We start from the raw sequence: 18,782 nt of genomic DNA, 5'->3' as shown, positions 1-18,782 counted from the left end.
CTGGGAAACAGGGCCATTTCTATGCCTTCGCTATGATCACCTAATTTTGGAAATCAAGCACGAGGCGTTTGGGGTTCTGTAGGAAGGTCACGGAATACGGCGTTTGCTTCTTCAGGCCGATGATCAACTGCGTCTGCGCCTCGAAGGTGGTGGTGTAGTTGATCTCTTGCACAACGCCGGCACCTGGGGTGATGCCAGTATCCATGAACTTTTGCTCCAACTCTGGCGTCGATGGCCACGGGGTGCCCTCGATGCCAAGGTTGAGGAATGTAGCGCCTTTTACCTCGACAGGAAGTCCCGAGGCCTGGTGGGCGGGCTGATCCGTATAGGTGGTAAACCACCCGGCTTCGCCGTCTCCTTCAAGGTCGACCACGACGCGGGTGAAAGAATCGTGCGCGGCTACCCGGATCTCTGTGGGAACGAGGCCACCCAATCCAGGAGGAAGGTGGTGTTGATCCTCGAGGGAGGGCGTGCCCATGCCACCAAAAGCCGGCTTTGGATTATTGCCTTGCGCCTTTTGTTGATTGTGGCTTAACGGGGCGGTGTCTTCTACCGTCTTGGTTGGGTCATCGGCAGTGGTCGTGGTAGAAGGCTCTGACTTCTTTGCCGATGACGTCGTCGACTCTGCAGTGGAACTGGTTGATTCCTCCTGCGTGGCAAATGAGGCATCGGCGGCCTTGTCATCGCTGGGGCTAGCGCAAGCAGCCAATGAGAGCATGCAGCTTATACCGGCGCCAGCAGCGATAACGCGGGTGAGAGTAGATCGAGACATTGTGACCACTTCCTAGGTTGTCTACCTTGTTGTCTCTTTCAATTCTACCGGTACACAAGTGGCTCAACTGGGGAAGTGATGCAATTGTTGTACAAAGAAAACTAGCGAAGGTGTGGACTAACGCTTCAACTGGACGAGCTGGATGAGGTTGCCCACGGTATCGTCAAAGACCGCGATGATGGAGGGTCCAACGTCGGTGGGCTCCATGGTAAAGTCCACGCCCTTGTCCTTTAGTTCGGCGTATTCTTTCTCCACATCCTGCGACAAGAATTGGGTGACCGGGATATTATCCGCCTTCAGCGCCTCGGTGTACGTCTTGGCGGCTGGGTGACCCTTGGGCTCAAGCAGCAATTCAACGCTGCCATCACCGTCGGCGTTGGTGACCGTCAGCCACCGGAAATCGCCGTGTGTGACGTCATCTTTTACGCGGAAGCCAAGGACATCGACATAGAAATCGTGGGCACGAGCAACGTCATCTACTGGAACGGAAGCAATATAAATCTGCATGGCAGCCAGTCTAGCAGTGGTATTTCTGGTGTCCGGAGGGCTGCCCGCCGCGCATGAGCGAGCGCGATAGGATAGTTAAACAAGTAGAATTTTAACGCAAAGTTGTTAAGAAAGTGAGGCCCACAATGGCGATCAAAGTAGGAATCTTGGGAGCGCAAGGGCGCGTCGGCAAGGCGATTGTTGAAGGCGTGAATGCCGAAGATGATTTAGAGCTCGTAGCGGAAATTAGCCGCGGGGATGATCTGCAGCAATTAGTTGATAATCATGCAGAGGTCATCGTGGACTTCACCCAGCCTGATTCGGTGATGGGAAACTTGGAGTTTTGCATCGCGAACGGCATCCACTGCGTGGTGGGTACCACTGGCTTTGATAAAGAGCGCTTGGACCAGGTTGAGCAGTGGACCCGCCAAGAAGGTGCTGGCAACGTGCTGATCGCACCTAATTTCGCTATCTCTGCTGTCATGACAATGGTGCTTGCTAAGCAGGCAGCGAAGTTCTTTGAGACTGCTGAGGTCGTGGAATTTCACCACCCCACCAAGCTGGATGCGCCTTCCGGCACCGCTATCCACACCGCAGAAGCCATTGCCCAAGCGCGCCGCGACGCCGACCTGGGGGAGATGCCGGATGCAACCGAAAAGTCTCTCGATGGCGCGCGCGGCGCAAATGTAGACGGAATCCCGGTGCATGCCGTGCGTACCCGCGGCATGGTGGCCCACGAAGAGGTCATTTTCGGTGCGCAGGGACAGTCTCTGACCATCCGCCAGGATTCTTACGATCGTTCCTCCTTTACTCCCGGCGTACTGGTCGGCGTGCGGGAGATTGCGCAGCACCCAGGATTGGTCGTCGGGCTAGACAAGTACCTGGGGCTGTAGCGGTATGGCCACTGCGAGTGAGCTAAAAATCCAGCTCATTGCCGCTACCGAGTTTCATCCGCCGCAGGGAACGCAGTGGAGCGCTGATGACACGGCGACTGACGGCGAGGCCCTCGTCGAATTCGCCGGACGGGCGTGTTATGAGTCTTTTGACAAGCCCAACTCGCGCACCGCTACGAATTCCGCCTACCTGCACCACATCATGGAGGTAGGTCATACGGCGCTATTGGAACACGCCACGGCGACGATGTACATCACGGGGCTCTCGCGCTCTGCCAGCCATGAATTGGTTCGACACCGGCATTTTTCCTTCTCGCAGCTATCCCAGCGCTTTGTGCATCCAAAGGAGACGCAAGTAGCGCTGCCCAAGCTGGTGGAACAAGATGAACAATTGCGCCGGTTGGTAATGCAGGCGGTCGATGAAACCCGCTTTGTCTACGATGAGCTACTAGAAGCCTTGGAAGAAAAGCTTGATGAGCCGAATGCGCTGCTGCGGAAGAAGCAGGCGCGGCAGGCGGCGCGCGCGGTATTGCCCAATGCAACGGAAACTAGGCTCGTCGTGACCGGGAATTACCGCGCGTGGCGTCACTTCATTGGGGCCCGGGCGGCCGAGCACGCCGATACGGAATTGCGCCACGTGGCGGTGGAGTGTTTGAAGCATTTGCAGGGGCAAGCACCCGCGCTTTTCGATGACTTCCATATCACCACGTTGGCCGATGGAACGCAGATGGCCGCAAGCCCTTACGCTTAACACGCGGCACCCCGATGCGGCCAAAAGGTGCCCTAGCGGGTAACCTTGACGGCTATGAGCACAGGTATGACAGCAAAGACTGGCGTTGACACCTTCGGTCGCATTGGCGTCGCCATGGTCACTCCGTTTGATCGTGACGGTGCGCTGGATGTAGAAGCGGGTCGCCGCCTGGCAGCTCATCTCGTAGACAACGGCGTGGATTCACTCATCTTGGGTGGAACGACGGGCGAGTCTCCAACCACGTCCTTGGACGAAAAGTTGGAGCTGCTCAAGGCCGTAAAAGAGGAAGTAGGAGACCGCGTCCGGATCTGTGCGGGCGCCGGAACGAATAATACCGCCACCTCCATCGAGGTGGCCCAAGCTTCCGCCGCCGCCGGAGCCGATAGTTTGCTCGTGGTGACTCCGTATTATTCCAAGCCCTCCCAACAGGGCGTCTACGAGCATTTTGCCGCAGTTGCTGATTCAACGGATCTGCCGATTTGCGTCTATGACATCCCTGGCCGCTCGGGCATCCCAGTGGCGTCGGATACGCTCCGACGCCTTGCGGAATTGCCGACTATCCAAGCCGTGAAAGATGCCAAGGGCGATCTTTCTGCGGCCGCAGAACTCATCCAAGAAACCGATTTGGCGTGGTACTCCGGTGATGATCCGATTAACCTGCCGTGGCTGTCCCTCGGCGCTTCGGGTTTCATCTCCGTTATCGGTCACGCCGCACCGCGTGCCTTGGTAGAACTCTATGAAGCTTTCGATGCGGGCGATTTGGCCCGCGCGCAAGAAATAAATTACTCAACGCTTCTTCCACTGACCCGCGCTCAAGCGCGGTTGGGCGGAGCGACATTTGCAAAGGAAGCTCTGCGCCTGCAGGGCTTTGAAGTTGGCGAGCCCCGCCTTCCTATCACCGCCGCGAGCGAGGAGGAACGCGAGGTACTTCGCCGTGATTTGGAACAATCTGGAGTCCTTTAAGAATGACTGAACCCCGTAACCGTTCCCGCAAGGTCACCCGCAAGGCGGGTCCACCTTCGGAAACTGAGACCGCCTCCAACGAGGCGGCTTCGCCCGTATTTCAGGCCCCTGCCAATAACGCCGGCACTGCCGGAAACGAAGACCAGGCCAACTCTGGCCGGAACAACTCGTCCGATAACAAGAACGATGGCGATAACAACGGACGTCGCTCGCGTTCCCGCGGCGGCCGCGGCCGTGGCCGTGGCGGAAACGGCAATAATGGCCATGGCCAGGGAAATAACCACGGCGGCAATGGCCAAGGTGGCAATAACAAGAACAACAACGGTGGCAACGGAAAGAACGGCAATGGCAAAGGCCGTGGCCGCAACAACAACCGCGGCCGCCGCAATGTGCCGAAGTCGATGCAGGGCGCGGATCTGACCAAGCGCCTGCCGGAACCGCCGAAGCAGGCGAAAGATACCCTGCGCATCTACGCTTTGGGCGGAATTTCTGAAATCGGCCGCAATATGACTGTCTTTGAGTACGGCGATGAGCTGCTCATCATTGACTGCGGAGTGCTCTTCCCATCCTCCGGCGAGCCTGGCGTGGATCTCATCCTGCCGGACTTCGGGCCGATTGAAAAGAAGATCAACAAGGTAAAGGCCCTCGTGGTTACCCACGCCCACGAGGATCACATTGGTGCCATCCCGTGGCTGTTGAAGCTGCGCCCGGATATTCCCATCGTTGCCTCCCGTTTCACCATCGCGCTTATTGCGGCGAAGTGTAAGGAACACCGCCAGAAGCCGAAGTTCGTCGAGGTTAACGAGAAGTCCGACGTGACCTACGGCTGCTTCCGCGTTCGCTTCTGGGCGGTTAACCACTCCGTGCCTGATGCACTCGGCATCATGCTGGGCACCCCGGCCGGTAACATCATCCACACCGGTGATATCAAGCTGGACCAGACCCCGTTGGATAACCGTCCGACCGACCTTCCGGCGCTGTCTCGTTACGGCGACGAGGGCGTTGACCTCATGCTGTGCGATTCCACCAACGCCACGGTGCCGGGCGTATCTGCCTCCGAGGGCGATATCCCTGCCAACTTCAAGCGCTTGGTGGCTAACGCGAAGCAGCGTGTCATCTTGGCTTCCTTCGCCTCGAACGTCTACCGCGTGCAGGCCGCCATCGATGCTGCCGTGGCCAATGGCCGCAAGGTGGCCTTCAACGGCCGTTCGATGATGCGCAATATGGAAATTGCGGAAAAGATGGGCTTTCTGAAGGTGCCGCGCGGCACGATTATCCCCATCGATGAGGCCGCGAAGATGGCCCCGCACAAGACCATGCTCATCACCACCGGTACGCAGGGTGAGCCGATGGCTGCGCTCTCACGTATGGCCCGCCGCGAGCACCGCCAGATTACGGTGCGCGATGGCGATACCATCATCTTCTCGTCCTCGCTCATTCCGGGCAACGAAGAGGCCGTCTTCGGCGTTATCAATATGCTGTCCCAGATTGGTGCCAACGTCATCACCAACCAGGACGTCAAGGTGCACGCTTCCGGCCACGGCTACTCCGGTGAGCTGCTCTTCCTGTACAACGCGGCGCGCCCGCGCAATGCCATGCCGGTCCACGGCGAGTGGCGCCACCTGCGCGCCAATAAGGAATTGGCGATTTCTACCGGCGTTGCCCGCGACCGGACGGTCTTGGCGCAAAACGGCGTCGTGGTGGATCTGCGCAAGGGCCGCGCGGAGGTCGTCGGCCAGCTGCAGGTTGGCCACCTCTACGTCGATGGCGTGTCCATGGGCGATGTCGATGCCGATACCTTGGCAGATCGCACCAACCTAGGCGCCGGCGGCGTGGTATCCATTACCTGCGTGATCGATAACCGCACCTCTCGCTTGCTAGAGCACCCGACGGTCGCGACCACCGGCTTCTCCGACGATGACCGCGGCGTCGTGCCCGAGGTGGCAGAGATGGTGGAAAACACCATGAACGACCTCGCTGCAGAGGGTGAGAATGACACCTACCGGATGGTGCAAAAGCTGCGCCGCAAGGTTTCCAAGCTCATGGATTCCAAGTACAAGCGCGAGCCGGTCATTTTGCCCACCATCGTGCCGACGAATTCCGGGACGCTGCTTGCCGATGACGCCGATGTCGACGCCAGCCGCGAGTCCCTGTAGATTCTCCTACAAAAGGATTTAATCCCGGCATAATTTCTGTGCCCCAGCATTTCGATGTCCTCGGTATGCTGGGGCACATGTCGTTTTCATCTTCCGAACGCGCCAAGATGGTCGCGCTTTTTCATCAGTTAGGTCCAGATGCCCCCACGTTGTGTGAGGGCTGGACCACGCGCGACTTAGTTACTCACCTCTGGGTGCGCGAAAACCGTCCCGATGCTGCCGCGGGCATGTTCCTTTCGGTCTTTAAGTCTCACCTGGACAAGGAATCCGCCAAGGTCGCCCGCCGCGATTTCGATGAGCTTGTCGATGCCTGGGGGAGGGGACCGGCAAAGTTCAACCCCGCACGCTTACTTGATTCCCAGCAGAATTTGGCCGAGCATTTTATCCATCACGAGGATATTCGCCGCGCCAATGGCGAGACCGAACCGCGCGATTTTTCCGCTGCGGTACAGAAGAAGCTGCACCGCTTTTTGAAGATCTGGGCTAAATTTAGCCTGCGCAAGTCCACCCAACCGGTCATCCTGCAACCGGATGGGCTGCCGCGCATCGTCGTGGCGGATAAGCACGGGGTGGCCGATCGTGGTGATCGTGTGGTCCGCGTCAGCGGGGAGGTCGGGGAACTACTGCGGTGGGCGTACGGGCGCGACGTTGTCCAAGTCACCATCAATGGCGATGAGTCCGCCATTGAAATGTCAACCCTCTAGCCTAGAAATAGGCACTTTTCCTGGCCAGGCGGCAACATTTTGACGCAGACACTGCATAATTTCCAGTTTGCTGACCGTGCCACGCGTGTGGCGTATGTGATTTGTGGGGTTTTCCGGTTAAGGTAAATGACATGTCTGTCAAAAATGCCTCCTCGCGCGGATCGCGCCGCAACCAGACGCGAGCATCGAAAAGCGCGCCTGCCCGGAAAGCCAACCGGTCGCGCCCGTCTGGCCGCAGCCAGTCCAGCGCCGGTGTGCCAGAGACCCTGGAGATGACCTCGTCTGGGCGCGCGGCAGGAACGACGCAAGAGCGTACGGGGAGCGCATTTCGGGCCGTCGGCAAGGGGCTTGGCTCTGCATTTGGTGCCACCGCGCGCGGAATGGGCAATGTTGCCCGCGGCCTAGGCAATGGCCTTGCGGGCCTGAAGCCGAGCCAGGATGTAACTGCTGACGGCACGGAGGATTTCGAGAGAACAAGGGAGCCACAGGAAATTTCTGATAGCGCCGGGAAAAAGAAGAAAAGTAAGGTAACTCGCGCGCGCGATATCGCAGCCGAGGAGGAGGCACAGGCTGCCGAGGAGGCGGCGACTCCTTCTCAGGGCGGGTTGCGAGTCAATAATCCGGATGCGGTTGCCCTGGTGCTCATCGGCGTAGCCATCGTCCTCGCCGCCACCGTATGGTTTGGCGTCGCCGGCCAGGTGGGCGCCTGGGTGGGCAACCTGGTGCGCTACGTCATCGGCGCCGGCGCGTGGGTGCTTCCCATTGCGCTCGTCGCGCTGGCCATTTCGCTCATGATGGAAATGGATGGTCCATCCGGGCGCATTAATCCGCGCATTGCGGGCGGCACGACGATCATCGTGCTGGCGATGCTGAGCCTCATCCACATCTTTGCCGGTAATCCGCCGCTCGGATTTACCACCGATACCGCAGGCGGGGCCGGCGGTATCGTCGGCTTTGCAATCGGCGGGATTCTGGATGCCGCGTTTACCTCGTATGTTGCAGTACCCCTGCTCTTCCTCGTCATCATTTACGGCGCGCTGCTGGTTACGGGAATCACCATCCGCGAGGCCTACGAGCTCGTGGCGGATTCGCTGCGCTCGGCCTTGTCCCGCTTTGGCGGCAGCGAGGCGGACTACGACGAGGCCGACGATGACGATCTCTACGGCCACGTGTCTGGCGATATCGACGATATTGCACATGGCCGCGAGCGCTCCGAGCGTCCTGCGCCGAAGCGTCGCGGCACGTCCGCCCTGCGCAAGACCGGCAGCTCCTATCCGGTGCAGTCGCTTGACGATGCCCCCGCAGACGACCACACCGTCGCCTTCAACACCCCAGTCCGTGCGGGTTATGAGCCCGTAGACCGCAGCGACGAAGAACTGGGATACGGCACGGAGTCCAGCATGGGGGATACCGATGCCTTCCCGGCCGTAGACGACGCCGAATACACAGAGGACTCCGAATCCACCCAACCGGCGCTGCCAGAAAGTGAGCCCACCCGCGTTTTGGGTGCTGCCACTGGCGGGTCTTCTGCCGGCCGCAAGAAGGGCGATGCAGCTTCGCGCGCTGGTCGCGCCGCCCGTGCCGCTGGTGCTGCTGCTTCTGGGGTGGCCGGCGCTGCTGGTGCTGCTGGTGCCGCTGGCAAGGCCAACGGTGCTGCAGCCGGTGCCGCTGCTGCCGGTGCTGCTGGAGCCGCCGCGGGCGCGGCTGCCGCAGGTGCTGCCAAGGCCGGATCTGACGCCGTGTCTTCGGCGCACGAGGAGGCTCGGCGCCTGTTCCGTGAGCGCTCTGGTCGCGATGCCGCCACCGGCGCACAGGTAGAATCCGCTGCGGCGGAGCAGCCTGCCGCGCAACCCCAAGCGCCCGCCCCAGCGCAGTTTGGCAACGACAACTATGCGGTGCCCTCTACAGATCTCCTTACCCCTGGTACGCCTGCGAAGGAACGCACCGAGATCAATGACCGCATCATTGAGGCCATTACTGATGTCTTCGAAGAGTTCAACGTCAATGCTCAGGTAACGGGCTTTAGCCGTGGCCCCACGGTGACCCGCTATGAGATTGAACTTGGACCAGGCGTGAAGGTCTCAAAGATTACGAACCTGCAATCCAACCTGGCCTATGCCGTAGCGACCGATAACCTGCGTTTGCTTACGCCGATTCCAGGCAAGTCCGCGGTGGGCATTGAGGTGCCTAACCCGGACCGGGAAATGGTCCACCTGCGCGAGGTCTTGGATGCGCCTAGCATGACTTCGTCCCCGGATCCAATGTTGATTGGCCTGGGCAAGGACATCGAGGGTGAATACACGTCCTTTTCCGTGCAGAAGATGCCGCACTTGCTGGTTGCCGGTGCCACCGGTTCCGGTAAGTCTGCATTCGTGAACTCCATGCTGGTTTCGCTGCTGACCCGCGCCACCCCGGAGCAGGTGCGCCTGATCCTCGTCGATCCAAAGATGGTCGAGCTCACGCCGTATGAAGGCATCCCGCACTTGATTACGCCCATCATCACCCAGCCGAAGAAGGCCGCTGCGGCACTCCAGTGGCTAGTGGAAGAGATGGAGCAGCGCTACATGGATATGAAGGCCGCGCGCGTGCGCAAGATCGAGGACTATAACCGCAAGGTAGTCTCCGGCGAGTACCAGGCACCGGCCGGTTCCGAGCGCGAGGTTCGTCCTTATCCTTATATCGTCTGCGTCGTAGACGAGCTGGCGGATTTGATGATGACCGCCCCGAAGGAAATTGAGGACTCCATCGTTCGCATCACCCAGAAGGCCCGCGCTGCCGGCATCCACTTGGTGCTTGCTACCCAGCGCCCGTCCGTCGATGTGGTCACCGGCCTGATCAAGACCAACGTGCCTTCCCGCTTGGCCTTTGCTACCTCGTCCTTGACCGACTCTCGCGTCATCTTGGACCAAGGCGGTGCGGAAAAGCTCATCGGCATGGGCGATGGCCTATTCATCCCGCAGGGAAAGCGCCCAGTGCGCATGCAGGGCGCATTCGTTTCCGATGACGAGGTCATGGATGTCGTCGAAGCCGCCAAATCCCAGGCTGCCCCGAACTACACCGAGGGCGTGACCGAGGAAAAGCAGTCCGAGGCGAAGAAGGAAATCGACGATGACATCGGCAAGGACATGGATGACCTCCTCGAGGCCGTCGAACTTGTGGTGACCGCCCAGCTGGGTTCCACCTCAATGCTGCAGCGCAAGCTGCGCATCGGCTTTGCCAAGGCGGGCCGCCTGATGGATCTGATGGAATCGCGCGGTGTCGTGGGGCCATCGGAAGGCTCCAAGGCCCGCGAGGTGCTGGTCAAGCCCGAAGAGCTCGACACCATCCTGTGGATGATTAAGGGCGCCGATCCTGCCGATGCCCCCAAGGAAATCCAGGACGAGATGAACCAAGAAGAGGCAGACGATGATGCGGGCGATTCTGCAGAGTCTGCTACTTCCGATGCCCCCGATGCGCCCAATTCCGATACGCGGACGGTGCAAGCAACCTATAACCCATCGTCCGGAGCATTCTAAGTAGTGTAAGATAGTCACGGTCTTGGAGGGGAGTACCCCACATACGGCATAGATCGTCAACACGGTAGCCTGGCGCTCCCGGTCGTGTCGGCCCAGCAAGGAATAGTCGCTGGGCGGGGGAGACCTCCGGTCACTTTCTTAAAGTAAATTCGACCGGAGGGATCTCGCGATGAATATTCCATTGTGGGTGTGGCTGGTCACCGGTGCGGTGATTTTAGCCTTTTTTATATTCGACTTTTATTCTCACGTGCGCAGCCCACATGAGCCCACCTTGAAAGAGTCGGGCCTGTGGACCCTTTTCTATATTGCCGTCGCCGTAGTTTTTGGCGGCGTCGTCTGGGCCGTTTGGGGCCATGAGCACGGCATCCAGTTCTTTACCGGTTATGTCACCGAGCAAGCGCTCTCTGTGGATAACCTCTTCGTATTCGCGCTTATCATGGGGTCCTTTAAAATCCCGCGCAAATATCAACAAAAGGTGCTGCTCATCGGCATCATCATCGCCCTTTTCTTTCGCTTGGTATTCATCCTGCTGGGCGCGGCGGTTATCGCGGCGTGGTCCGATATCTTCTACCTCTTCGCCATCTTCTTGCTCTACACCGCCATCAAGTTGGTCATCGATGAGATTCGGAACGCGCCGGAGACCAACCCGAACGATATGGCCATCATCAAGCTCGTGCGCAAGGCGGTAGATGTTACCCCGCAGTACCACGGGGACAAGCTCACCCACCGTGCAGACGATGGCTCTAAGAAGGGCAAGTTTGCCTTCACGCCGCTTTTCGTCGCGCTGGTATCCATCGGGCTTATCGATGTCATGTTTGCCTTCGATTCCATCCCGGCAATCTACGGCATCACCTCGGAGGCGTTTTTGGTCTTCACCACCAACGCATTTGCGCTGATGGGCCTGCGCCAAATGTACTTTCTTATCGATGGCCTCTTGGACCGCCTCGTCTACCTGCCTTACGGCCTGGGCATCATCCTGGGCTTCATCGGCGTCAAGCTGCTTTTCCACGCATTGCATGAGAATAACCTGCCGTTTATCAATGGCGGCGACAATATCGAATCCGTGCCGGAAATTTCCACCATCGGCTCGCTAGTGGTCATCGTTGGAGTTCTGGTCATCACCGTTCTTGCATCGGTTATTAAGAACATGCGCGATAAGACCCAAGGCGTAGTGGCTGTCTCCCACAACCGCTACGACTGGGATGAGGAAGGAAATAAGATCGTGCGCAATACCCGCGGGGATTACTTGGGCAAGGCCGAGGAGCTGCCCAAAGAAGATCTACCCAACTAGGGGGCTAAAAGCGGGCTTTGACCGGGTTCCACTCGCGGAAGCTTCGGCCCTGGAGGCATCCTTCTTGATAGAAGGGGTCACCGTTCATCAGCTGGATGACATCGGCAACCTGGGTGTCATCAGCGTCAAAGCGCACAATGATGAGTGCGCCTCCCTGGGAATCCGTGAACGGTCCCGAGGCCACGATGGTGCCCTCATCAAATAACTTCCCAGTAAACTCGCGGTGGGCAGGGCGCACCTTCGCTATCTCTGGATTGGCTGGGTTGTATTCATAATTGACTGCAAAATATTTCATACCTCCCAGTATAAATTCTCGGGGGAGTGTGCCGCGAGACCAGAACCCAAGCGGGTAGTATGTATAGGGTGAATCAACCCGGAGCACAGTCAGCGCAGTCCTCGGATGTGAATCCGCAGGTCTCTAATTGGAATCTGCCAAATGTCCTTACCTGCCTGCGTATCGTTTTCATTCCGGTCTTTGCATGGCTGGTCATCGGTGGCCACCAGTGGTGGTCTTTCGGCGTCTTCGCCGCATTAATGCTCACGGATAAGCTCGATGGCGATATTGCCCGCGCCCGCGGGTTGATTACTGATTTTGGCAAGATTGCCGATCCCATTGCTGATAAAGCGCTCATGACCACAGCGCTGGTCTGCCTTAATATCGTCGATCAGCTTTCGGTCTGGATCACCGTCATTATCTTGATCCGAGAATTCGGCATCACCATCTGGCGCATGGCCCTGCTGCGCCGCGGAAAGGTCGTCCCGGCCTCTAAAGGCGGCAAGTTGAAGACCGTCCTGCAGTCCTTCGCCGTGGGTCTATACTTGTGGCCGCTTCCCTCGTGGATGGATATTCCTACCTCCTTCATCATGTGGATGGCCGTTGTGGTAACTGTCGTTACCGGCGTGCAGTATCTCATCGACGGCCAGAAGCAAAATAGCTAAACGCAATGACCTTCACAGAATCTGACCTCGTTGCCTTATTGACAGCGCGCCACGAGTCCGTGGCCTTTTGTGAATCACTGACCGCCGGCTTAGCCAGCGCTACCATCGCTTCGGTGCCTGGGGCGTCTGCCGTCTTGCGTGGCGGCCTTATCACCTATGCCACCGAGGTAAAATCTCACTTCTTGCATAAACCAGTCTCAGAGATCGAGCGCATGGGCGTCGTCTCTGGCGAAACCGCAGTCGATATGGCCCGCGCCGCCACCGCGGAAACTGGGGCCGATTGGGGGATAGGGCTTACCGGTGTTGCTGGGCCGGACAAACAAGAAGGAAAAGATCCCGGCACGGTATTTTTAGGAATCTATTCTGCCGACCGCATAGCGCAGTCTTATTGCCTGCGCGACTTGGGTACTGCACGCAACGAAATTAGAAAAGCCACGGTAGGAGCTGCGATCGCCCAACTTGGTGCGATCATCAAAAATTTTCCTATCAGTGGGGAACAAATTTCATCGAAGGAGCGTTAAAACTTACGATGAACATTTCTACAGCAGTCCTCGACCACTCGGCGCAGACTGCCGCGGAACCTGCGGCAGCGGCACCATCGGCGCCACAACCTGCCCGCGCCCCAGAACCACTTTTGCGTGAAGCATTGGGCTTGACCCTGCGTGCATTCCGCGCGGATAAGTCAGTTACCCTGCGCGAATTGGCTAGCGTTGCCCGCGTGTCACCGGGCTACTTGTCGGAGCTCGAGCGAGGCCGCAAGGAAGTTTCTTCTGAGCTATTGGCCTCCGTGTGCCATGCGCTCGACGCGTCTGTATCGGATGTCCTGATCGAGGCTGCCGGTTATATGGCGCTGCCCTCGATGGATGAAGAGCTCGCGCATACTGCGCCGGCTGCTTCTGAGCTTTAACGCGTGCGCGACTCTGAAGAGAGTAGCCGCGGTGGATACCTGCGATTAGTGGCGGCAGAGCCCTAGGCGTCGGGCTACTATAAACACGACAACGCGACGCATTCCCACATTCCTTAGAAAGGTCTAGAGCATAATGGCGAATCCATTTGTTAAGGGTTGGAAGTACCTCATGGCACTGTTCGATAATAAAATCGAGGAGAATGCCGATCCGAAAATTCAGATTGAGCAGGCCATCGAAGATGCCCAACGTCAGCATCAAGAGCTATCGCAGCAAGCCGCAGCGGTCATCGGCAATCAACGCCAGCTGGAGATGCAACTTAACCGACGTCTAGCCGAGGTCGAAAAGCTGCAGGGCAATACCCGCCAGGCGCTCGAGCTTGCCGATAAGGCACGCGCTAATGGCGATGAGAGCAAGGCCGTGGAGTACGAGAACGCCGCTGAGGCCTTTGCCGCTCAGTTGGTGACCGCAGAGGAGTCTGTCGAGGACACGAAGAAGCTCCATGACCAGGCATTGCAACAAGCTGAGCAGGCAAAGCGCGCTGTAGAACGCAATAATGCCGCCCTGCGTCAAAAGGTTGATGAGCGTTCGAAGCTGCTATCGCAGCTTGAGCAGGCAAAGATGCAGGAAAAGGTTTCTGAGTCTCTGAACTCCATGAACGAGCTCTCGGCCGGTGGCAACACGCCTTCGCTTGATGCTGTGCGCGATAAAATCGAGCGCCGTTACTCCAAGGCTTTGGGGCAGGCGGAATTGGCGGAAAATTCTGTCGAAAACCGTATGGCGGAGGTTCAGCAAGCAGGCATCCAGATGGCCGGGCACTCCCGTTTGGAGCAGATCCGTAGTGAGATGAACTCCACGAAGTCGGTGGAAGGCAACCGCACTCAGGCTATCGAGGGCAATAAGGCCTCTGGTTCCGCTGCGGATCAGGCCGCTCAGCCGACGTCTAATGATGACGCCGTCCAGGCCCGCCTGCGCGAGCTACGCGGAGAGTAACTCCCTCACCCCTCGCTCTTCATTACGCAAACTGCGCAAAAGCCTCCGATCTTTCCTTTCCCGCTCCGAGCGGTGGGGGAAGGCGGAGGCTTTTGGTGCTAGTCGGGCATGTGCCTTTGTTGCCTTAGTCTCCGACGCCGCGGGCCTGGAGGGCCTCGCCAATGGCCCGAGCGCGCCGAATAGAGCGGATGATGACGGGCGTAACAAACGCCGAGGGGGAAAACCCAGCCCCGCGCGCCTTCCGGGCATCGAGAACCTCATAGACCGTTTCGAACATGAGGGGGATGAGGCGGATTGTCAGTGACATCGCCAAGCTGATGTTTTCTACTGGGACGCCGAATCGTTTAAGCGGCTGGAGGGATTCCTCCAGGGACTCCATGAGCGCGTCGACCGTTGAGGTAAGCGTTAATAAGAAGGCCAGAATCATGGCGGCCAAGATGTTGAGGAACATCACGGCGGCGTAGCCAAAATCTTTCGCCCACCACTGGAACCCGGCAAGAGGAATGAGGATTATCAGGGGCGGCCAGAGTTGGCTCCACGCAATATGTGGGGGAATGCGGGCAACGATATACGTCAACGCTGCGGCAATTACCGCGCCGCCAGCCCACGGCAAAGAGTCGAAAAAGATGCTGGTAACCAGGATAAATACCAGCAGGATGAGTATTTTCCAGCTTGGCTTCATCCGGTGGATTACCGTCGTGCCCGGAACGTACACGGAAAGCGGAATATTGGTTTTGCGGCGAGTCATTAGGTGGTGACTTTCTAGAGTGGCCGTTGCGCCATGAGGTCTCGGTAAAAATCGATGACCTCTTGGGGAGCTCCATCGGCGGCAACCTTGTGGTCATCGATGCAGATGACGCGGTCAAAATCCGTGAGAAATTCCAGATCGTGAGTAACCACGATGAGCTGCTGGTCGAGCTGTGCGAACTCGCGCTTAATGCGGTCGCGATTGCGAAGGTCGAGCAGCGTCGTTGGCTCATCGGCGATGATGAGAACTGGGTCAATGACCAGTACGGCGGCTAAGGCGAGTAATTGTTTCTGTCCACCAGATAGCGTGTGCGGGGAACGTTCGGCGAAGTCTAGAAGCCCGAACCGCTCTAGGGCGGCATCGACTCGCGCAGTGCGCTCGGCCTTAGATAACTTGAAACGGCGCAGCGAAAAAGCGATGTCATCGCGCACGTTTGGCATGACGATCTGATTTTCGGCATCAGAAAAAACGAAACCCACCTTTTCGCGCACCTTTTTGCCCTGCTCGCTGGGATTTATGCCGTCGACGGTGACGGTACCCGCGGAGGGCTCACCCAGGCCATTGATTAGCCGGGTCAGCGTGGACTTTCCGCCGCCATTTTGACCGATGATGCCGATCCTCTGCTCGCTTAAAGTGAGGTTGATGTCATCGAGGACCACCGTCTCATCAAAGGCTACTGTCACCGAGGAAAAGTCGATGGTGGGCACTAGGAGGCCTTCTTACCCATCAGGTCGGGGAATGCGGAGTGAACACCGACGGCGATGATGATGGCCACGATGAGTTTTGCAGTGTCAACGAGGACGAACGGGCCTTGCGCCGCGATGGCCGGGCCGATGTCCAATCCGGAGCGAAGCATCAAGCCGATCGCGCCACAGGTGTACTGCACCAGGAGGCCTGCGATGGCCGCGATAGCGAGAACAATGGTCATGCCGCCCTTTCCGCGTGGGGCGCGGTAAGCAATGGCGCCTGCGACGATTGGGGAGAGCACGTATCCGACGATGTATCCCACGGTGGGGCCGGCGAGCGCGCGGAGCGTGGTGCCACCACCTGCCAAAACTGGCAATGCCAAACCAAGAAAGAGGAATAGGAGCCCAACGTAGCCGCCGCGTTTGCCGCCTAAGATGAGTCCGGCCAAAATGAGCGCGGCGTTTTGCAAGACGATGGGGACGCCGGCGGTGCCTACGGGGATAGAAACGAAGGCTAAAACGATAACGAGGGCGGTAAATACCGCAACATAGGCAATGGTGGTTGCCACGGAGTTCTTCTGCATGGGAAAAGATTAGCATCTTGGGTAAAGGCGCTGTAGACATGCGTATTTGAACGTTGTTCAAGTACAACATTTTTAGGGTCCTGGTAAAGGTTTTGGAAAAATTTCCATGGTGGTGGGTAGGATTGCGCGCATGCGATTGACGGAGTACCACCAATTGGTTGTGGATGAATTTGGCGAATCAAAAGGGGCGTGGATTAGCCATTCGCATGTTTTATCTGCGCTCAATGGAACGCCAGATGAACTTATCGAACGTGGCGTCGATCCCCGCCGTGTCTGGATAGGGCTGTGCGATGACTTCGATGTCCCCCAAGAGCGCCGTCTCGGCGTAGATTACCCAACTTTATAGGGTTTAGAGAAACCGAAAAGGCGTGTCCATTTTCGATATTCGAACAGATGTATGTACTCTAGTTGGGGTGTCGGTGTGGGCGACTACAGTGGGATTGCAATGAGGGCGGAACCATTTAGGGCTCTGCAGCAGTCTAATTAAGTGTTCACGCAGTGTCATACGAGATAAGGATTTATAACAATGGCAACGAAAAAGAAATCATCCTCAGCCGCAACCAAGGGAGATGACCGCCAGAAGGCGCTAGATGCAGCTATGGCCATGATCGAAAAGGATTATGGCAAAGGCGCCGTTATGCGCTTGGGCGATGATGACCGCCCGCCCATCAAGGCCATTTCTTCCGGCAACACGGCAATCGACGTGGCACTGGGTATCGGCGGCTTTCCCCGTGGCCGAATTGTGGAAATCTATGGCCCAGAGTCCTCTGGTAAGACGACGGTGGCACTGCACGCAATTGCCTCGGCACAAAAAGACGGCGGCATTGCAGCGTTTATCGATGCCGAGCACGCCCTCGACCCCCAATATGCACGCCTGCTTGGTGTCGACACCGATAACCTCCTCGTATCCCAGCCTGATACGGGTGAGCAGGCCCTAGAAATCGCAGATATGCTGGTGCGCTCCGGCGCCATCGACATTATCGTTGTGGACTCCGTGGCGGCGTTGACCCCAAAGGCGGAAATTGAAGGCGAGATGGGCGATAGCCACGTGGGCCTGCAAGCCCGCCTTATGTCCCAGGCCTTGCGCAAGATGACCGGTGCGCTATACAACTCTGGCACCACCGCAATCTTCATCAACCAGCTGCGCGAAAAGATTGGTGTGATGTTCGGTTCCCCGGAGACCACCACCGGTGGTAAGGCGCTGAAGTTCTATTCCTCCGTGCGCTGCGATATCCGCCGTATCCAGACCCTGAAGGATGGCCAAGACGCCATTGGCAACCGCACAAAGCTCAAGGTGGTAAAGAATAAGGTCTCCCCACCATTCAAGATCGCCGAGTTCGACATCATGTACGGCGAGGGTATCTCTCGGGAGTCTTCCATCATTGATCTCGGCGTTGAAAATGGCTTCATCCGCAAGTCCGGCTCCTGGTTTACTTACGAAGGCGATCAATTGGGCCAAGGTAAGGAGAAGGCCCGCTCCTTCCTTAAGGACAACCCAGACCTTGCCAATGAGATCGAAAAGAAGATCTTCCAGAAGCTCGGCATTGGGGAAGAGGCGGCAAATGGTGAAGAAGCTACCGCCATGGATGTCCCCGGCTCCGATGACCCATTGACGGATGAATCCGTAGATTTGGTCCCGAACGTCGACTTCGATGACGACTAATCCTGTCCACCTGCAATCCCATCGCTTTTAACCCGCGCTATGAATCAACCCGCCCCTGAAAAGTTAGAGCAACTCCGCCAGGCCCTTGAGGCCTATGAAAAAGGAGAAGCCGGGGGCGGGCTTTTTGATCGGGAGGCGGAGGAGGCAAAATCCAAGGTTCGCTCCCGCGCCTTGGGTTTGCTGGATCAACGTTCGCGATCCCGTCAGGAATTGTATGACCGTCTAGTTCAAGCCGAATTCGACCCCGAGGTGGTTGAAGATGTCCTCGATGACTTAGCGCATGCGGGCCTCATTAACGATGCCGCCTTTGCCGCCGAATGGGTGCGGCAGCGGCATAAGCGGAGGGGGAAATCGCGCAGCGTCCTCGACCGCGAGCTCCGGGAAAAGGGCGTAAGCCAAGCGGATAGAGACGAAGCCCTCGAGCAAATTGATGCCGCCGATGAAGAAGCTATGGCCCGAGCCTTGGCGGAAAAGAAGGCGCGCAGCCTGAAATCCGTTCCTGCGGATAGGAAGGAACGGGATAAGGCGCTGCGCAGAATCGTAGGCGTATTGGCGCGCCGTGGGTTCAACGAGGGAATGTCTTTGAATATTGCCATTAGCGCCCTCGAGGAACGGTGCGAGGAGCTGTCTTCTCCTTAAATCCGTACGCCTAGTGGTGTGATGTCTAGTGACTTTTTGGACTCGGAGTCCATTGACTTTTTGGACTCGGAGTCCAGTTAGTTTTTTGACGCGG

At 57.9% G+C, this 18,782-nt stretch carries 20 protein-coding genes; 14 read left to right on the top strand and 6 right to left on the bottom strand.

Going from position 1 to position 18,782, the window contains the following annotated elements; translation table 11 throughout:
* Positions 1–40: 40 nt before the first annotated feature.
* Positions 41–772 carry an AMIN-like domain-containing (lipo)protein gene (locus ABRP98_RS06930; protein WP_349858263.1) on the bottom strand — a complete coding sequence of 244 codons (732 nt, stop codon included), beginning with the start codon at positions 770–772 and terminating at the stop codon, positions 41–43.
* Positions 773–889: 117 nt separating this feature from the next.
* Complete coding sequence (locus tag ABRP98_RS06925; RefSeq protein ID WP_005278808.1) at positions 890–1,279, bottom strand: VOC family protein; 390 nt, start codon at positions 1,277–1,279, stop codon at positions 890–892.
* Between the two features lie 125 nt (positions 1,280–1,404).
* On the opposite strand from ABRP98_RS06925, the gene dapB reads away from it, so the two are divergent.
* The 7 genes from dapB to ABRP98_RS06890 all read left to right on the top strand — a co-directional run bounded on the left by dapB (position 1,405) and on the right by ABRP98_RS06890 (position 11,531).
* Positions 1,405–2,151, top strand: a complete 747-nt coding sequence (gene dapB / locus ABRP98_RS06920; protein WP_284782137.1) for a 4-hydroxy-tetrahydrodipicolinate reductase — start codon at positions 1,405–1,407, stop codon at positions 2,149–2,151.
* A gap of 4 nt (positions 2,152–2,155) precedes the next feature.
* Positions 2,156–2,902, top strand: coding sequence for an FAD-dependent thymidylate synthase (gene thyX, locus ABRP98_RS06915; RefSeq protein WP_349858260.1), 747 nt, complete (start codon positions 2,156–2,158; stop codon positions 2,900–2,902).
* A 54-nt stretch (positions 2,903–2,956) separates the two neighbouring features.
* Entirely contained in the window at positions 2,957–3,865 is a 909-nt protein-coding gene (dapA, locus tag ABRP98_RS06910; RefSeq protein ID WP_349858257.1) for a 4-hydroxy-tetrahydrodipicolinate synthase, read from the top strand.
* Positions 3,866–3,867: 2 nt separating this feature from the next.
* Positions 3,868–6,021, top strand: a complete 2,154-nt coding sequence (locus ABRP98_RS06905) for a ribonuclease J (protein WP_349858255.1) — start codon at positions 3,868–3,870, stop codon at positions 6,019–6,021.
* A 65-nt stretch (positions 6,022–6,086) separates the two neighbouring features.
* Positions 6,087–6,725, top strand: a complete 639-nt coding sequence (locus ABRP98_RS06900) for a TIGR03085 family metal-binding protein (protein ID WP_349858313.1) — start codon at positions 6,087–6,089, stop codon at positions 6,723–6,725.
* A 272-nt stretch (positions 6,726–6,997) separates the two neighbouring features.
* Entirely contained in the window at positions 6,998–10,240 is a 3,243-nt protein-coding gene (locus ABRP98_RS06895; protein WP_502878789.1) for an FtsK/SpoIIIE family DNA translocase, read from the top strand.
* Positions 10,241–10,409: 169 nt separating this feature from the next.
* Entirely contained in the window at positions 10,410–11,531 is a 1,122-nt protein-coding gene (locus tag ABRP98_RS06890; protein WP_349858252.1) for a TerC/Alx family metal homeostasis membrane protein, read from the top strand.
* A 4-nt stretch (positions 11,532–11,535) separates the two neighbouring features.
* Here ABRP98_RS06890 and ABRP98_RS06885 read toward each other — a convergent pair whose 3' ends face one another.
* A complete protein-coding gene (locus ABRP98_RS06885) occupies positions 11,536–11,826 on the bottom strand; it encodes a YciI family protein (protein ID WP_284849967.1) in 291 nt (96 codons plus the stop codon).
* A gap of 59 nt (positions 11,827–11,885) precedes the next feature.
* Here ABRP98_RS06885 and pgsA point away from each other — a divergent pair, with 59 nt between their 5' ends.
* The 4 genes from pgsA to ABRP98_RS06865 all read left to right on the top strand — a co-directional run bounded on the left by pgsA (position 11,886) and on the right by ABRP98_RS06865 (position 14,368).
* A complete protein-coding gene (gene pgsA / locus ABRP98_RS06880) occupies positions 11,886–12,470 on the top strand; it encodes a CDP-diacylglycerol--glycerol-3-phosphate 3-phosphatidyltransferase (RefSeq protein WP_284769638.1) in 585 nt (194 codons plus the stop codon).
* Between the two features lie 5 nt (positions 12,471–12,475).
* On the top strand, positions 12,476–12,991 hold the full coding sequence (locus ABRP98_RS06875) for a CinA family protein (protein WP_349858249.1): 516 nt from the start codon (positions 12,476–12,478) through the stop codon (positions 12,989–12,991).
* An 8-nt stretch (positions 12,992–12,999) separates the two neighbouring features.
* Positions 13,000–13,377 carry a helix-turn-helix domain-containing protein gene (locus tag ABRP98_RS06870; RefSeq protein ID WP_005278839.1) on the top strand — a complete coding sequence of 126 codons (378 nt, stop codon included), beginning with the start codon at positions 13,000–13,002 and terminating at the stop codon, positions 13,375–13,377.
* Positions 13,378–13,510: 133 nt separating this feature from the next.
* On the top strand, positions 13,511–14,368 hold the full coding sequence (locus tag ABRP98_RS06865; protein ID WP_284769640.1) for a PspA/IM30 family protein: 858 nt from the start codon (positions 13,511–13,513) through the stop codon (positions 14,366–14,368).
* 124 nt (positions 14,369–14,492) lie between these two features.
* Here the strand turns inward: ABRP98_RS06865 and ABRP98_RS06860 are convergent, their stop codons facing one another.
* From ABRP98_RS06860 to ABRP98_RS06850, 3 genes are read right to left on the bottom strand one after another with little or no spacing between them, the layout of a single operon-like run.
* On the bottom strand, positions 14,493–15,116 hold the full coding sequence (locus tag ABRP98_RS06860) for an energy-coupling factor transporter transmembrane component T family protein (protein WP_349858247.1): 624 nt from the start codon (positions 15,114–15,116) through the stop codon (positions 14,493–14,495).
* A 14-nt stretch (positions 15,117–15,130) separates the two neighbouring features.
* Positions 15,131–15,823 carry an energy-coupling factor ABC transporter ATP-binding protein gene (locus ABRP98_RS06855; protein WP_349858245.1) on the bottom strand — a complete coding sequence of 231 codons (693 nt, stop codon included), beginning with the start codon at positions 15,821–15,823 and terminating at the stop codon, positions 15,131–15,133.
* A complete protein-coding gene (locus ABRP98_RS06850) occupies positions 15,823–16,386 on the bottom strand; it encodes a biotin transporter BioY (RefSeq protein WP_284782130.1) in 564 nt (187 codons plus the stop codon). Before ABRP98_RS06850 ends, ABRP98_RS06855 begins: the two co-directional genes overlap by 1 nt.
* Positions 16,387–16,516: 130 nt before the next feature.
* Here ABRP98_RS06850 and ABRP98_RS06845 point away from each other — a divergent pair, with 130 nt between their 5' ends.
* The 3 genes from ABRP98_RS06845 (at position 16,517) to recX (ending at position 18,688) form a co-directional block, all read left to right on the top strand.
* Positions 16,517–16,732, top strand: coding sequence for a DUF3046 domain-containing protein (locus ABRP98_RS06845; protein WP_284769643.1), 216 nt, complete (start codon positions 16,517–16,519; stop codon positions 16,730–16,732).
* Positions 16,733–16,912: 180 nt separating this feature from the next.
* A complete protein-coding gene (gene recA, locus ABRP98_RS06840) occupies positions 16,913–18,049 on the top strand; it encodes a recombinase RecA (protein WP_005283473.1) in 1,137 nt (378 codons plus the stop codon).
* Between the two features lie 39 nt (positions 18,050–18,088).
* Positions 18,089–18,688 carry a recombination regulator RecX gene (recX, locus tag ABRP98_RS06835; RefSeq protein ID WP_284853257.1) on the top strand — a complete coding sequence of 200 codons (600 nt, stop codon included), beginning with the start codon at positions 18,089–18,091 and terminating at the stop codon, positions 18,686–18,688.
* Positions 18,689–18,782: the final 94 nt, after the last annotated feature.

This window comes from Corynebacterium sp. KPL2838, assembly GCF_040225455.1.
In the GTDB taxonomy this organism is placed as follows: domain Bacteria; phylum Actinomycetota; class Actinomycetes; order Mycobacteriales; family Mycobacteriaceae; genus Corynebacterium; species Corynebacterium rhinophilum.
This window is presented reverse-complemented; position numbering and strand designations above follow the sequence as displayed.

What these genes read in the sequence shown, in the direction of transcription:
- ABRP98_RS06870 (WP_005278839.1), top strand. Translation starts at nt 13,000, where the DNA reads ATGAACATTTCTACAGCAGTCCTCGACCACTCGGCGCAGACTGCCGCG.
- thyX (WP_349858260.1), top strand. Translation starts at nt 2,156, where the DNA reads ATGGCCACTGCGAGTGAGCTAAAAATCCAGCTCATTGCCGCTACCGAG.
- ABRP98_RS06875 (WP_349858249.1), top strand. Translation starts at nt 12,476, where the DNA reads ATGACCTTCACAGAATCTGACCTCGTTGCCTTATTGACAGCGCGCCAC.
- recX (WP_284853257.1), top strand. Translation starts at nt 18,089, where the DNA reads ATGAATCAACCCGCCCCTGAAAAGTTAGAGCAACTCCGCCAGGCCCTT.
- ABRP98_RS06905 (WP_349858255.1), top strand. Translation starts at nt 3,868, where the DNA reads ATGACTGAACCCCGTAACCGTTCCCGCAAGGTCACCCGCAAGGCGGGT.
- dapA (WP_349858257.1), top strand. Translation starts at nt 2,957, where the DNA reads ATGAGCACAGGTATGACAGCAAAGACTGGCGTTGACACCTTCGGTCGC.
- ABRP98_RS06900 (WP_349858313.1), top strand. Translation starts at nt 6,087, where the DNA reads ATGCTGGGGCACATGTCGTTTTCATCTTCCGAACGCGCCAAGATGGTC.
- ABRP98_RS06850 (WP_284782130.1), bottom strand. Translation starts at nt 16,386, where the DNA reads ATGCAGAAGAACTCCGTGGCAACCACCATTGCCTATGTTGCGGTATTT.
- pgsA (WP_284769638.1), top strand. Translation starts at nt 11,886, where the DNA reads ATGTATAGGGTGAATCAACCCGGAGCACAGTCAGCGCAGTCCTCGGAT.
- ABRP98_RS06845 (WP_284769643.1), top strand. Translation starts at nt 16,517, where the DNA reads ATGCGATTGACGGAGTACCACCAATTGGTTGTGGATGAATTTGGCGAA.
- dapB (WP_284782137.1), top strand. Translation starts at nt 1,405, where the DNA reads ATGGCGATCAAAGTAGGAATCTTGGGAGCGCAAGGGCGCGTCGGCAAG.
- ABRP98_RS06890 (WP_349858252.1), top strand. Translation starts at nt 10,410, where the DNA reads ATGAATATTCCATTGTGGGTGTGGCTGGTCACCGGTGCGGTGATTTTA.
- ABRP98_RS06895 (WP_502878789.1), top strand. Translation starts at nt 6,998, where the DNA reads ATGACCTCGTCTGGGCGCGCGGCAGGAACGACGCAAGAGCGTACGGGG.
- ABRP98_RS06885 (WP_284849967.1), bottom strand. Translation starts at nt 11,826, where the DNA reads ATGAAATATTTTGCAGTCAATTATGAATACAACCCAGCCAATCCAGAG.
- ABRP98_RS06925 (WP_005278808.1), bottom strand. Translation starts at nt 1,279, where the DNA reads ATGCAGATTTATATTGCTTCCGTTCCAGTAGATGACGTTGCTCGTGCC.
- ABRP98_RS06860 (WP_349858247.1), bottom strand. Translation starts at nt 15,116, where the DNA reads ATGACTCGCCGCAAAACCAATATTCCGCTTTCCGTGTACGTTCCGGGC.
- ABRP98_RS06930 (WP_349858263.1), bottom strand. Translation starts at nt 772, where the DNA reads ATGTCTCGATCTACTCTCACCCGCGTTATCGCTGCTGGCGCCGGTATA.
- recA (WP_005283473.1), top strand. Translation starts at nt 16,913, where the DNA reads ATGGCAACGAAAAAGAAATCATCCTCAGCCGCAACCAAGGGAGATGAC.
- ABRP98_RS06865 (WP_284769640.1), top strand. Translation starts at nt 13,511, where the DNA reads ATGGCGAATCCATTTGTTAAGGGTTGGAAGTACCTCATGGCACTGTTC.